General features: G+C 73.1%; 13 protein-coding genes and 2 pseudogenes. 11 read left to right on the top strand and 4 right to left on the bottom strand.

Going from position 1 to position 12,407, the window contains the following annotated elements:
* Positions 1–71: 71 nt before the first annotated feature.
* Entirely contained in the window at positions 72–1,175 is a 1,104-nt protein-coding gene (locus tag REH70_RS09325; protein WP_310753900.1) for an L-dopachrome tautomerase-related protein, read from the bottom strand.
* A complete protein-coding gene (locus tag REH70_RS09330) occupies positions 1,172–2,320 on the bottom strand; it encodes a glutathione-independent formaldehyde dehydrogenase (protein WP_310753901.1) in 1,149 nt (382 codons plus the stop codon). Before REH70_RS09330 ends, REH70_RS09325 begins: the two co-directional genes overlap by 4 nt.
* Positions 2,321–2,735: 415 nt before the next feature.
* On the opposite strand from REH70_RS09330, the pseudogene REH70_RS09335 reads away from it, so the two are divergent.
* The 4 genes and pseudogenes from REH70_RS09335 to REH70_RS09350 all read left to right on the top strand — a co-directional run bounded on the left by REH70_RS09335 (position 2,736) and on the right by REH70_RS09350 (position 6,585).
* Positions 2,736–5,221 (top strand): annotated as a pseudogene (locus tag REH70_RS09335) (molybdopterin oxidoreductase family protein).
* Positions 5,196–5,678 carry a hypothetical protein gene (locus REH70_RS09340; RefSeq protein WP_310753903.1) on the top strand — a complete coding sequence of 161 codons (483 nt, stop codon included), beginning with the start codon at positions 5,196–5,198 and terminating at the stop codon, positions 5,676–5,678. Before REH70_RS09335 ends, REH70_RS09340 begins: the two are co-directional and overlap by 26 nt.
* Positions 5,675–6,382, top strand: a complete 708-nt coding sequence (locus REH70_RS09345; protein ID WP_310753904.1) for a hypothetical protein — start codon at positions 5,675–5,677, stop codon at positions 6,380–6,382. Before REH70_RS09340 ends, REH70_RS09345 begins: the two co-directional genes overlap by 4 nt.
* A gap of 44 nt (positions 6,383–6,426) precedes the next feature.
* Positions 6,427–6,585: a hypothetical protein gene (locus tag REH70_RS09350; RefSeq protein WP_310753905.1), complete on the top strand. Its 159-nt coding sequence runs from the start codon at positions 6,427–6,429 to the stop codon at positions 6,583–6,585.
* Positions 6,586–6,701: 116 nt separating this feature from the next.
* Here REH70_RS09350 and REH70_RS09355 read toward each other — a convergent pair whose 3' ends face one another.
* Complete coding sequence (locus REH70_RS09355) at positions 6,702–7,136, bottom strand: hypothetical protein (RefSeq protein WP_310753906.1); 435 nt, start codon at positions 7,134–7,136, stop codon at positions 6,702–6,704.
* Entirely contained in the window at positions 7,073–8,023 is a 951-nt protein-coding gene (locus tag REH70_RS09360) for a hypothetical protein (protein WP_310753907.1), read from the bottom strand. The genes REH70_RS09355 and REH70_RS09360 overlap by 64 nt, the downstream gene beginning before the upstream one ends.
* A 460-nt stretch (positions 8,024–8,483) precedes the next feature.
* Between REH70_RS09360 and REH70_RS09365 the strand changes: the two genes are divergently transcribed.
* The 7 genes and pseudogenes from REH70_RS09365 to REH70_RS09395 all read left to right on the top strand — a co-directional run bounded on the left by REH70_RS09365 (position 8,484) and on the right by REH70_RS09395 (position 12,399).
* A complete protein-coding gene (locus REH70_RS09365) occupies positions 8,484–9,725 on the top strand; it encodes a S8 family serine peptidase (protein WP_310753909.1) in 1,242 nt (413 codons plus the stop codon).
* A gap of 67 nt (positions 9,726–9,792) precedes the next feature.
* Positions 9,793–10,176: a hypothetical protein gene (locus tag REH70_RS09370; RefSeq protein ID WP_310753910.1), complete on the top strand. Its 384-nt coding sequence runs from the start codon at positions 9,793–9,795 to the stop codon at positions 10,174–10,176.
* A gap of 178 nt (positions 10,177–10,354) precedes the next feature.
* Positions 10,355–10,984 (top strand): annotated as a pseudogene (locus tag REH70_RS09375) (CHAT domain-containing protein); the annotation flags it as partial.
* A complete protein-coding gene (locus REH70_RS09380; protein WP_310753911.1) occupies positions 10,981–11,151 on the top strand; it encodes a hypothetical protein in 171 nt (56 codons plus the stop codon). The pseudogene REH70_RS09375 and the gene REH70_RS09380, both read left to right, overlap by 4 nt.
* Positions 11,124–11,513 (top strand): hypothetical protein, encoded by a 390-nt coding sequence (locus REH70_RS09385; protein WP_310753912.1) that lies wholly within the window; start codon positions 11,124–11,126, stop codon positions 11,511–11,513. Before REH70_RS09380 ends, REH70_RS09385 begins: the two co-directional genes overlap by 28 nt.
* Complete coding sequence (locus REH70_RS09390; protein WP_310753913.1) at positions 11,513–11,767, top strand: hypothetical protein; 255 nt, start codon at positions 11,513–11,515, stop codon at positions 11,765–11,767. The genes REH70_RS09385 and REH70_RS09390 overlap by 1 nt, the downstream gene beginning before the upstream one ends.
* Entirely contained in the window at positions 11,764–12,399 is a 636-nt protein-coding gene (locus REH70_RS09395) for a CHAT domain-containing protein (RefSeq protein WP_310753914.1), read from the top strand. Before REH70_RS09390 ends, REH70_RS09395 begins: the two co-directional genes overlap by 4 nt.
* Positions 12,400–12,407 lie beyond the last annotated feature (8 nt).

A 12,407-nucleotide genomic window follows, 5' to 3' on the forward strand; every position in this document is an offset into this window, starting at 1 on the left:
CACCCGGTGGCGCGCCGGGTGGACGGCTCGGGACGTCGTCCACGCTGAGCAGCCGAGGCCAGGACGGGATCTCAGCCTGCGAGCCGCACAGGTCCGGCGTCGATGGGGGTGCGGAACAGGGCGTAGGGCTTGACCCGCTCGTCGCGCCCGGCGCGGTAGGTCGCCTGGCGGTGCAGCTGGTTGGCGGTGACGTAGAGATAGCCGTCGGCGACCGACAGGGTGTCGGGCCACAGCAGCCGCGGGTCGTGGGCCACGGTCTCGTACGTCCCGTCGGGCAGGCGCCGCAGGACGGCGTCGTGCTCGTAGGAGGTCAGGTACAGCCGGCCGGCGTCGTCCGTCTCCAGGCCGTCCGAGCCGGTGCCCTTGTCTCCCTCGTCCCGGAGCGTGGCGGCGACCGTGGCGTCGTCGGCCTCGCGGTCGGCGAGCGCGTCCACCGACACGCTCCACCAGCGCCGGGACGCGAGCGGGCAGAAGTACAGCCGCTCGCCGTCGGCGCTGATCGCGATGCCGTCCGCTCCCATGGCGACGGGCTCGGCCGGGGCGTCGGGCTCGGGCTGCTGGACGAACGGCTGCCCCTCGACGACCGGGCGGAAGTCCGCCCACGGCAGGGCCCGGGTCGAGGGGTGGTCGTGCAGCCGGCGCCACGCCTGCCCGGTGGCGAGGTCGACGACGATGATCGCGTTCGGGCCCGAGTCGGAGGAGTCGGTGATGAACGCGGTGCCCGCCTCCCCGCGGCGCAGGTCGAAGCGCACGTCGTTGAGGTAGGTCGTCGGTAGCGCGACGGCGGGGTCGAAGGTGATGACCTGCACGACGTCGTCGGTCGCGAGGTCCACGCACACGAGCTTGGGTCCGCCGGGGCGGGTGGGCCGGAACTCCGGGCTGCCGGTGTCCAGCACCCACAGCCGGTCGACGGGGTCGACCACGACGCTCTGCACCGACACGAAGGCGCCGGCGTCGTCGTCACCGGACGGGCTGTTCCAGGCGACGTCCGGGTAGGGGACCGCGGCGCCGTCGCGCAGCTCGGTGACCGTGGCGGGGACGTCGTCGCCCCAGAGCGGGTAGTTCACGAAGACTCGTCCGGCGCGGGACACGCTCACGCCGGTCGGCATGGGGCCGTGGAACTCGTGGACGAGCTCGAGCGATCCCTGACGGGCGTCGCCCGGGGGCGTGGTCATGCTGCCTGCCCGGGGCGCAGCAGGACCTTCGTCCAGCCGTCCTCGCGCTTGTCGAACCGGTCGTAGCCCTCGGCGGCCTGCTCCAGCGGCAGCTCGTGCGACACGAGGAAGGACGGCGTCGCGCGGCCGGCGATGATGAGGTCACGCAGCTGGCGGTTGTACCGCATCACCGGCGCCTGACCGGTTCCCATGTGCTGGCCCTTGGTGAAGAGGGTCCCGTAGTCGAAGCCGATGCGGCCCTGCTGCGCACCCTCGTCGGCTGCGCCGGGGTCCTGCGGCATGTACACGCCGACGACGCCGATCCCGCCGGTGGTGCGGACGACCTTGACGAGGTTGTCCAGGACGAGCTCGGGGTGCTCCTCGCCGGACGCGTCGTGCGCCTGGTAGCCGACGGCCTCGACGCCGCAGTCGGTGCCGCGGCCCTGCGTCGCGTCCATGATCTGCTCGACCGGGTCGCCCTGCGACAGGTCCACCGCGATGGCCCCGATACGAGTGGCGAGCGCGAGACGGTCGGGCTCCTTGTCCACGACGAAGACCCGCGAGGCGCCCTTGATGAGCGCGCTGTGGGCGGCCATGAGGCCGACCGGTCCGGCGCCGAAGACGGCGACGTCGTCCCCGGCCGCCATCCGGGCCAGCTCCGTGCCGTGCCATCCGGTCGGGAAGATGTCGGACAGCATGGTGAAGTCGTTCTCGTGCTCGGTGCCGGCGGGGAGCTCGAGCAGGTTGACGTCGGCGAACGGCACCCGCAGGTACTCCGCCTGGCCACCGTCGTACGGACCCATGTTCGCGTAGCCGTACGCGGCACCGTCCATGCCCTCGGTGGGGTTGGTGCGCGTGCAGAACGACGTCCAGCCCTGCAGGCAGTTGCGGCACGTGCCGCAGGCGATGTTGAACGGCACGCTGACCCGGTCGCCGACCCGGATCCGGCTCACGGCCGACCCGACCGCCTCGACGATCCCCATGTTCTCGTGCCCGAGGACCTTGTTCTCCTCCACGGACGTTCGGCCCTCGTACATGTGCAGGTCAGACCCGCAGATGTTCGTGGTCGTGATCCGCACGACGGCATCGGTGGGGTCCTGGATGGTCGCGTCCGGGACCTCGGTGACCTCGACGGAGAACGGACCTCGGTAGACGACGGCGCGCATGGTGCTCCTCGGATGACGGGACGGGGATCCGGCGGCGAGGCGCGACCGGCGCTCCCATCGTGCGTCGGGGTGCAGGACCCCGCATCCGCACGGTCTGCGGCCCGCGACTGCGGCCTGGTACCACGGCGGGGTCGTGGCGGGCGGCCGTCGGCGGCGTCGTCGTCCATGGACCCGCCGGGCTGCCCACCGTGGTCAGCGGCTCGACGCAGACCTGGACCACGAACATGCGCTGGCCGGCCCCGGCGAGCTGCAGGTAGGTCGAGGCACCCTGTCCCCGCCGACCGACTCACCACCGACTCCGATGCCGATCACATCAGGACCGCGGCTCGGGTTGCGGGCCCAGTGCCGCCGGAGTTGCCTCAGGTGACGACCGCACGCACCGACGTCCGCATGCCCGACGACCGCAGGAGCCGACATGCCGAGGACCGACCGCATCGCCGAGCCGTGGGGTACCCGCACACCGTACGGGCCCGGGGAGACGTGGCTGGCCCGGGTGGACACGTTCCTCGAGGACGGCGTCGGCCCCGACGACGTCGACCGGTGGGTGCAGACCGCGACGATCCTGCACTCCAACGGTGACGGCCTCGACATCGCCGTCAAGGACGGTCGCATGGTCGGCGTGCGTGGTCGGGTGGAGGACCGCGTCAACCACGGCCGTCTCGGGCCGAAGGACCTGTACGGGTGGCAGGCGAACGCGTCCCCGGACCGGCTCACCCGGCCCCTGGTGCGCGAGGACGGGGAGCTCGTGGAGGCCTCGTGGGACGAGGCGATGGGCCGGGTCGTGGCCAACGCCCAGCGGCTGCTGGGGGAGCAGGGACCGAGCGCGATCGGGTTCTACACCACCGGTCAGCTGTTCCTGGAGGAGTACTACACGATGGGCCTCGTCGCGCACGGCGGCCTCGGGACCAACCACGTCGACGGCAACACCCGGCTGTGCACGGCGACGGCGGCGGCCGCGCTGAAGGAGTCCTTCGGCTGCGACGGTCAGCCGGGGTCGTACACCGACATCGACCACGCCGACGCGATCGCGCTGTGGGGCCACAACATGGCCGAGACGCAGACGGTGCTGTGGACGCGCGTCCTGGACCGGCTGGCCGGCCCCAACCCGCCGGAGGTGCTGTGCGTGGACCCGCGCCAGACCCCCGTGGCGCGGGTGGCCACGGTGCACCTGGCACCTCGCCCGGGGACGAACGTCGCGCTGATGAACGGGCTCCTGCGCCTGCTGGTCGACAACGACTGGGTGGACCACGACTACATCGCCGCACACACGGTGGGCTTCGAGGAGCTGACGAAGCGGCTGGCGGACTACCCGGCCGAGCGGGTGGCGACCATCTGTGACGTGACAGTCGAGGAGCTGCACGCGGCGGCCCGGCTGCTCGGCACCTCGCAGCGGCTGCTCTCCACCGTGCTGCAGGGCTTCTACCAGTCGAACCAGGCCACCGCGGCCGCCGTGCAGGTGAACAACCTGCACATCATCCGGGGCATGCTCGGCAGGCCCGGCTGCGGGCTGCTGCAGATGAACGGGCAGCCCACCGCGCAGAACACCCGCGAGTGCGGGGCGGACGGTGACCTGCCGGCGTTCCGCAACTGGTCCAACGACGCCCACATCCAGGACCTGGCGCGGGTGTGGAACCTGGACCCGATGCAGATCCCGCACTACTCGCCGCCCACCCACGTCATGCAGATGATGCGGTACGTCGAGGACGGTTCGATCCGGATGATGTGGGTCCAGGCGACCAACCCGGCGGTCTCCCTGCCCGAGCTCCGCCGGATCCGTTCCATCCTGTCCCAGGAGCAGCTGTTCCTCGTGGTCCAGGACATCTTCCTGTCCGAGACGGCGCAGCTCGCCGACGTCGTGCTTCCCGCGGCGACCTGGGGGAGAAGACGGGGACGTTCACCAACGTCGACCGCACCGTGCACCTGTCGGAGAAGGCCGTCGAGCCGCCCGGCGAAGCACGCCCCGACCTGGACATCTTCATCGACTTCGCCCACCGCATGGGGCTGAAGGACAAGGACGGCGACCCGCTCGTGAAGTGGCACGACGCCGAGTCGGCGTTCGAGGCGTGGAAGGAGTGCACCCGCGGCCGCCCGTGCGACTACACCGGCCTGAGCTACGACAAGCTGCGGGGCGGCAGCGGCATCCAGTGGCCGTGCAACGAGGAGAACCCGGACGGCACCGAGCGCCTCTACGCCGACGGGACGTTCTGGGCGCAGCCGGAGTACTGCGAGAGCTACGGGCGTGACCTCGTCACCGGCGCCCCGCTGAGCCCGGTGGAGTACAGGGCGCTCAACCCCGCCGGCAAGGCGGTGATCAAGGCAGCGGAGTACCTCCCGCCGCACGAGGTCCCCAGCGAGGACTTCCCGCTGCAGCTCATGACCGGTCGCACGCTGTACCACTTCCACACCCGGACCAAGACCGGCCGGGCTCCGCAGCTGCAGGCGGCCGCGCCGGAGGTGTGGGTCGAGGTGTCGACGCACGACGCCGACCTCGTCGGCCTGGTGGAGGGCGACCTCGCGGAGGTGACCACCCCGCGGGGAAGCCTCCGGGCGACGGTGCGGATCAGCGGCATCCGTCCCGGGGTGGTGTTCGTGCCGTTCCACTACGGGTACTGGGACACCGGCGGCGGCCACGAGCCGGACGGGCCCGGGCGGGCCGCGAACGAGCTGACCATCACTGACTGGGACGCGTGCTCCAAGCAGCCGATCTTCAAGACGGCGGCCGCGTCGGTCCGGAAGGTCGGTGACGCCGACGGCCCGTCATCGGCGCCGACGACGACGGGGTCAGCGCCCGTGGCGCGCGGCGTGCCGCCGACGCACGGGGACCGGGCGCCATGGCCGACGAGACCCTGGGCGCGACCGTGCCGGAGGGACTGCGATGAAGCTCGGACTCGCTCTGCGTGAGCTGCACCGCTCGGAGAACGACCTCGCCCACGAGCTGCTCAAGGTGGCCGAACGGCACAAGGTCGACCACGAGATCTACTACATCGGCCGGGACATCGCGGCGTGGTCGCGGCGGCACGTCACCGAGATCGCCACGGTCGCCCGCGGTTACGGCGAGGACCTCGACCCGGAGCCCGAGGGTGAGCTGACGGTGCTGGAGAGGGCTCGGGAGAAGGCCAGCGATCTGCTCGGGCGCGACAGCGCGCCCGAGCTGCTGCTCCTGCGCGACCTGCGGGAGGTGTACATGAAGGCGTCCGGTGTCTCGGTGGACTGGGAGCTGTTGGCCCAGGGCGCACAGGGTGCGAAGCAGGTCGAGCTGCTCGAGGTGACGAAACGGTGCCATCCGGAGACCCTGCGCCAGGTGCGCTGGGCGAACGGAAAGCTCAAGGAGACCGCGACCCAGATCCTGGTCAGTTGAGCACCCGGGCGGGCGCTGCGGATCGCGGCTCGTCGTCGTCGGACGAGCACATGTCCGTCGCGCGCATCGTCGTCCGACCGATCGGCACCCCGCTGCCGCTGGGGTTCCTCGGCCTGCTGGTCGCGACCGTGACCTTCAGCGCCCTGCAGCTGCACTGGCTTCCGCCAGAGCAGGGCCGGGTGGTCGCCCTGGGCGTCCTGGCCTTCACCGTGCCGGTGCAGCTCCTGGCGTCCGTGTACGGGTTCCTCGCCCGCGACCCCGTCGCCGGCACCGGGATGGGCGTCCTGGCCGGTACCTGGGGCGCGGCGGGGCTGGTGACCTACACCTCCCCGCCGGGGACGGCATCAGCCGGCCTCGGTGCCCTGTTCCTGGCCGCAGCGTTGGCCATGCTGGTGCCGACGGCTGCCGCGGGCGCGAAGCTCGCCGCGGGCGTGGTCATGGGCCTGAGCGCACTGCGATTCGCCCTGACCGGCGTCGCGGAGGTCACCGGCGACCCCACGTGGTTCACCGTCGCCGGCATCACCGGCCTCGTCCTCGCCGCTGCCGCCCTGTATGCGGCACTGGGCTTCGAGCTCGAGGACGCGAACCACCGCACCGTGCTCCCCGTGCTGCGCCGGGGCGCCGGCAGCGACGTCATGACAGGCTCCGTCGACGAGGAGCTGCGCGACATCTCCCACGAGGCAGGAGTGCGCAAGCAGCTCTGACCCAGGTCTCCGGAGGACCGACAGCGGCGGGGAAGGACAGGGGAATGGCAGCACACGCGGGCGAGAAGGCGCAGAAGACGGGGGACTTCTCCTGCGCGACGTGCGACGAGAAGGTCCACGCGACGGCAGGGGACCCCATCCCGAAGTGCCCGAACGGGCACACCGAGTTCGATACCCGACGCAACGAGCCAGGGAACGCGTAGCACCGGGACCGTCGAGCACCACCGACGAGGCACGTCCGCAGGTGCGGGATCCACGGGTCCGCGCCGACGGGCCTCTCGCACGGTAGGCAGGCCAGAGCGGGCCGGAGCCGACATCCTCACGGGGTCGGCAGGGCGGCCGGGACGACCGCCGGGTCCCCGAGGATCACGGTGCACTGCCGGTCCAGCCCCGTCAGTGCCGCCAGGAGTGCGGCGGTGCGGGCGGCGGGCGACTCCTCGACCGAGCCCCGTTCCGCCGCCCACCGGGACCGCAGGCTGGCGGCACCGAGGAAGTAGCGCCGGAACGCCAGTCCCACCGGCACGGGCTCCGCCTGGAACAGGCCGTCGTACAGCGCCTCCACCAGGGCCTCGGTCGTGGAGATGCCCGTGACCGGGCGCCGCAGCGTCCAGTCGAAGGTGGGCTCGACATGTCCGATGAAGGCCCGGGCCGGCTTCGGTGCGCCCAGCAGCGCACGGGGGAGCTCGGCGGTCACGGCCCCGAGGCCCGCCACCGCCTCGAAGACCTGCCCGGCGTCGCCGGCCGGGTCCAGCACCTCGGTGAACTGGTTGGTCCCGGACCCCCGGCCGAGCAGCACGCGAGCCCGTACCAGACGACGCCGTCCGGCTCCCACCGCTGGAGCAACGTCCGCGGGTCGAGGAGCGAGCCCTCGGAGTCCACCAGCCACCCGAGCGTCGCGCGCATCGTCGCCGGGTCGTCGAGCGGCCCGGTGGCGCCGTGGCTCGTGGTGACCACCACGCCCGGGTGCCGGTCGGCCAGGGCCTGCCCGAGCTCGGCGGTCGTGGCCCGGGGACCGCGCAGGTCCACGGCTCGGTCACCGACCTGCGGGTCGGCCCGCCAGCGCGCCAACGTCCGTGCACCCACCTCCGTCCGCATCAGTGCCGTGATGTCGCCGCCGCCCAGCTCGGCCGTCCACAGGAGCGGCGAGGTGGCGTCGGCGTCGGCGCCGGCCCACCCGGTGAGTGCGGCCTGCACGTAGTGACCGAGCCCCGCGTCGTCGAGGTCGAGGCGACCGGTGAGGGACACGTGGTTGAGCCGGAACTGCAGCTCCCACGGGATGGCGTCCGGGCCCCCGAGCAGCAGCAGGTAGTACGGCAGGGCCCCGGCACCGACCCCGCGCGGGCCGTCCCCGGTCGTGGGCAGCGGGGTCCGGGTGCCGTCCGGCAGGTACCGGTACAGCTCGTCGAGGTTCCCGGCCGCGTACCGCACCACGAGCGGCTCCCCGGTCCGCGTGCGTGCGGCAGCGAGGCGGCGGGCCGCCGCGGGAGCGTCGTCGGCGCGGTGCCGCTGCGACGCGGGAACACCCGGGGAGTCCGGCAGCACCAGGGCCCACCCCACCCGGGGGTCCTCGGGGTGACCGAGGTCGGGCAGCCGCGGTGCCGCGAGCACCGACCGCGGGTCGCCCCGGAAGTGGTCCGTCACGGCCCACACCGGCGCCCTGCCGGACGTGCCCCCGGCCGCGGCGCCCGACCCGGTCCACGCGTTGGCGACGAGGCGGGCCGGCCACCCGGGCGGCATTTCCCCGCGCCGCGGGCATGCAGGAATGGGTCGTGCCGCACGTCGGTCCTCCGGTTTTCATCACCCGGCGCTCAGCCCGATCGTCCTCGCCGCCGCGGGCGGCCGTCAATGGCCGACGTGGGCTCCGCACCCCGATGCGGGGCGAACCTGTCACGTCCGGCCATCGCTGCCGACCGGTCCGGCGTGACAGCCGTTTTGGCTGGTCACTCCGCACCGGCTCGCGAGGCGGAGGCGGGCGGCGTTGACACGCCCCACCGGCCGGGAGGATCCTGAGGGGCATTCACCGCGCTTTACGTCCGCGACCGGCATCTGACGTCGGCCGTCCTTGTCGCACCCATTCATCCACGGTGTCCAGGGAGTTCAGGTGGAACGTCAATTCGCCATTCTGCGCGACGCCGGCGGGGCGTTCCCGTCGGACCCGTTCGGCGGGGTCGGTCCGTCGATAGCCGCGGGTGGCCGGGGGCGGGGCATGGACCCCGCCGCGCCGGAGCTCGAGCTCGCGGAGCTGGACAAGGCCGAGCTGCGCGACGTGGCCCGCGCGCCGGACGTGCGTGCGGTCGCGCCGGTGATCCCGGTCAAGCTGGTGTTCCCGGTCGGCGCCCGGGCGGCCGGGGACGCAGCGGGCGGGGACGCAGCGGGCGCGGCGGATGCGCGCGCCGGCTCCGGACCGACCTGGGGAGTCCGCGCGGTGGGCGCCGACCGGTCGACCCGGACCGGGGCCGGGGTGACGGTGGCCGTGCTGGACACGGGGATCGACGCCCAGCACCCGGCGTTCGCCGGGGTCGACCTCGTGCAGGAGGACTTCTCCGGCACCGGGATCGGCGACGTCCAGGGCCACGGGACCCACTGCGCCGGCACCATCTTCGGGCGGGACGTGGACGGCACCCGGATCGGCGTGGCCCCCGGGGTGAGCCGTGCCCTGATCGGCAAGGTGCTCGCGGACGACGGCAGCGGCACCTCCGACATGATCTTCCGTGGCATCCAGTGGGCGGTCCAGCAGGGGGCGTCGGTGGTGTCGATGTCCATCGGCTTCGACTTCCCCGGACTCGTCACCCAGCTGACCGACAACGGGTGGCCGGTGGACCTGGCCACGTCCGCCGCGCTGGAGGGCTACCGCGCCAACCTGCGCATGTTCGACGCGCTGATGCAGATGGTGCAGGCCCAGGCGGCGTTCACGTCGGGATCCATCCTGGTCGCCGCCGCCGGGAACGAGAGCAAGCGCGACGTCGACCCGAGCTACGAGATCGCCGTGTCGATCCCGGCCGCGGGCCAGGGCGTCGTGTCGGTCGGCGCCCTCGGGCAGAACGGGAGCGCGCTGTCGATCGCCCCGTTCTCGAACACCTTCCCCCTCGTGGCCGCCCCGGGCGTCGACGTGCTGTCCGCGCAGGCCGGTGGGCAGGGCCTGGTCTCCCTGAACGGCACGAGCATGGCGACGCCCCACGTCGCCGGTGTGCTGGCGCTGTGGTGGGAGGAGATCGCCGCATCCATGCTGCCGCTGACGGCCTCGACGGTGCTCACGCGGATGCTGGCCAACGCGCGCCTCGACGCCCTGGCCTCCGACGTGGACGTCGCGGACCGCGGCCAGGGGCTCGTCCAAGCGCCCTAGGGGCGCCGACGTCCGCACGGGCGAGGGGGCGAGCGCGGTGGCCTTGGCGACTCCGGCTCCGCGGCGGGTGACCATCGAGGTGGACGACGACGGCACCGTCCGGGCCAGCACGCCCGAGGGTCACCGGTCGCCGCGGGCGCGGACCCGGCTCGACGGCGTCGACGAGCAGCTGATCAGGGTGTTCGACCGCTGGCTCGCGCGGACGGCTGACGGCTGGGCGCGCGACGACGTCAGCGCCTTCGGGTCCCTGCTGTTCCGGGCGCTGCTGGACGGTGACACCTGGGACTTCGTGCTGCACCGGTGCGACGAGCTGCTCGACGGCCAGCGGCTGCGGCTGCAGCTGTCGTTCCCCGCGACACCCGTGGGGCGGCAGCTGGCGGCGCTGCCCTGGGAGTACCTGCACGTCCCGGACGGGACAGGCACCTTCCTCGGCACCGACCCCCGTTCCTGACCTCCCGCACCGTGTCGAGCGACGCGCCACGCGACGCGTCCGGCCCGCGTCCGGACGTGACGGTGCTCCTGGTGGTGTCGCAGCCCAGCGACGAGGCCGACGTGGTCGCCGGGACCGTCGAGAACGTCGTGGACCGGCTCCGGGACCTCGGCCCGGTCACCGTCGAACGGTTGACGGAGCCCACCCCCGGGCCCTCGAGCAGGCGCTGCGGGCCGTGTCACCCGACGTGCTGCACTTCGTCGGCCACGGCAGGCACGACGCGACGGCCGGGGAGGGCCGGGTCGCCCTCGTCGACGTCGCCGGGACGGCGACGTGGCTCTCGGGCCACGACCTCGCCCGGATCGTCGCCGGGGCCGGGGCCGGCCCGCGCCTCGTCCTGCTGCAGTCCTGCGTCGGAGCGAAGGAGGACCCGACGGCGTCGTTCGCCGGTGTCGCGCAGCAGATGGTGCGCCACGGGCTGCCGTGCGTGATCGGCATGAGGTACGACGTCCGTCCCGAGGTCGCCTCGACGTTCGCGGCGCAGGTGTACCGGGCGCTGCTCGAGGGCGACGAGATCGACGCCGCGGCGCAGCGAGGGCGCGAGTTCCTCGCCGGCCCCACGTCCCCGCAGCACGACCCCCGCCTCATCGGCCTACCGGTCGTCTACGCGCAGGATCGGGGCGGCGTGCTCGACCCGATCCTGGCTCCGGCTCCGGCTCCGGCTACGGCTCCGGCCCCGTCTCCGGCTCCGGTCCCGTCTCCGGCTCCGGTCCCGTCTCCGGGTCAGGTTCCGGCTCCGGTCGCCGAGACCGTGCGCGGTGGGCCGTGACCTCCGGGGACGCGTACGAGCTCACCGTGACGCTGACCGCCGCCGAGGTGTGTGCCGCGGCCACGGGCCCGGACTGGGACCTCACGGCGGGCAGGCTGGACCTGGACATGAGCGGCCGCCAGACCATCGAGGTGCTCCGGTGCTGGCTGGCCCGCTGGGGGCGCTGACGACCATCCGCCGCAGCGACCCGACCACCTACGCCTCCCTGCCGGTACCCGACACGTTCAAGGCGCTGGGCGAGCAGCTGTACCGCCTGGCGTTCCCGGGGGACGTCGGCGCGCTGCTCGACCGCACGCGGGCGAAGGCGGACCACGCCGGCCGGGACCTGCGGGTGGTGCTCCGCATCGACCTGGAGCCGCACCACGAGACCTGGCTGAGCGACCTCCCGTGGGAGCTCCTCTACCACCCGCAGCCCGACGGGTACTTCGTCGCGGTCACCGACCGGCTGGTGCTCAGCCGGTCCCTCGAGCTCAACCGTCCGCCGCCCCCGTCGAGCTCGCCGACCGTCCCCTCAAGGTGCACTTCGTGATGACGATCCCACGGTCCGCCGAGCTGGACTCCACGGCGCGTGACGCCGGCAGCGTGATCACGACGATCGGGAACGAGGTGGAGACCGCGATCGTGTCCCGGTCGGACGAGTGGGACCCGGCCGAGATCAAGAAGGCGTTGGTCCGCGGTGTGCGGGTGTTCCACATCATCGGGGTCTGCCGGGGCACGGCGGCGGGCGACATGGAGATCGACCTGCCGGACGTCCCCCGGGGCAGAGCGAGCGCACCCTGGTGACGGCGCTGACCAAGGTGGCCGACGGCGGCATGACCCTCGACGCGCCGCAGCTGGTCGTGCTGCACCTGGTCGAGGCAGACCCGTTCGACTACGCCGCGACGTTCGGTGGGCACGCACGGGAGCTCGTGCGCCGCGGGGTGCAGGCGGTCCTCGCGATGCAGTACGCCCTGCCGCCCGCCGAGGCCCGGGACTTCACCCAGACGCTGTACGAGGCCATCGCCGACGGCGCCCCGGTCGACGCGGCGGTGCGCGAGGCGCGTCGACACCTGCCGGACGAGGACGACCCGCTGTTCGGGGCGCCGGTGCTCTACCTCCAGAGCCGCGACGGGCGGCTGGTCGAGGGCGGGCTCCCCACGCAGGAGCCCGCCCGGCCACGGACGTCCAAGGACGACCACAGGGCGCCGTCCCGGGCCCGCACCGAGCGACTGCGCAGGATCGCTCAGGACCATGCGCCGACGGCCGCTGCCTTCGAGCTCATCGCCGGGTGGCTCGACACGATCCGGTGGGACGAGCTCGACCTCGAGACGGCGAGGTCGAGGATCCGGACGCAGCTGCGCGCGGACGTCGACCAGCACGGCAACGCCTACATCGAGATGCTCACCGAGCTGAGGGGCGAGACCCGTGGAGCGTGATGCGCTGA

The organism is Cellulomonas sp. ATA003, assembly GCF_031582905.1.
Taxonomy (GTDB): Bacteria; Actinomycetota; Actinomycetes; order Actinomycetales; family Cellulomonadaceae; genus Pengzhenrongella.

Excerpts from the sequence above, each read along its gene's own strand:
- REH70_RS09325 (WP_310753900.1), bottom strand. The coding sequence starts at position 1,175 with ATGACCACGCCCCCGGGCGACGCCCGTCAGGGATCGCTCGAGCTCGTC.
- REH70_RS09330 (WP_310753901.1), bottom strand. The coding sequence starts at position 2,320 with ATGCGCGCCGTCGTCTACCGAGGTCCGTTCTCCGTCGAGGTCACCGAG.
- REH70_RS09340 (WP_310753903.1), top strand. The coding sequence starts at position 5,196 with ATGAAGCTCGGACTCGCTCTGCGTGAGCTGCACCGCTCGGAGAACGAC.
- REH70_RS09350 (WP_310753905.1), top strand. The coding sequence starts at position 6,427 with ATGGCAGCACACGCGGGCGAGAAGGCGCAGAAGACGGGGGACTTCTCC.
- REH70_RS09390 (WP_310753913.1), top strand. The coding sequence starts at position 11,513 with ATGACGATCCCACGGTCCGCCGAGCTGGACTCCACGGCGCGTGACGCC.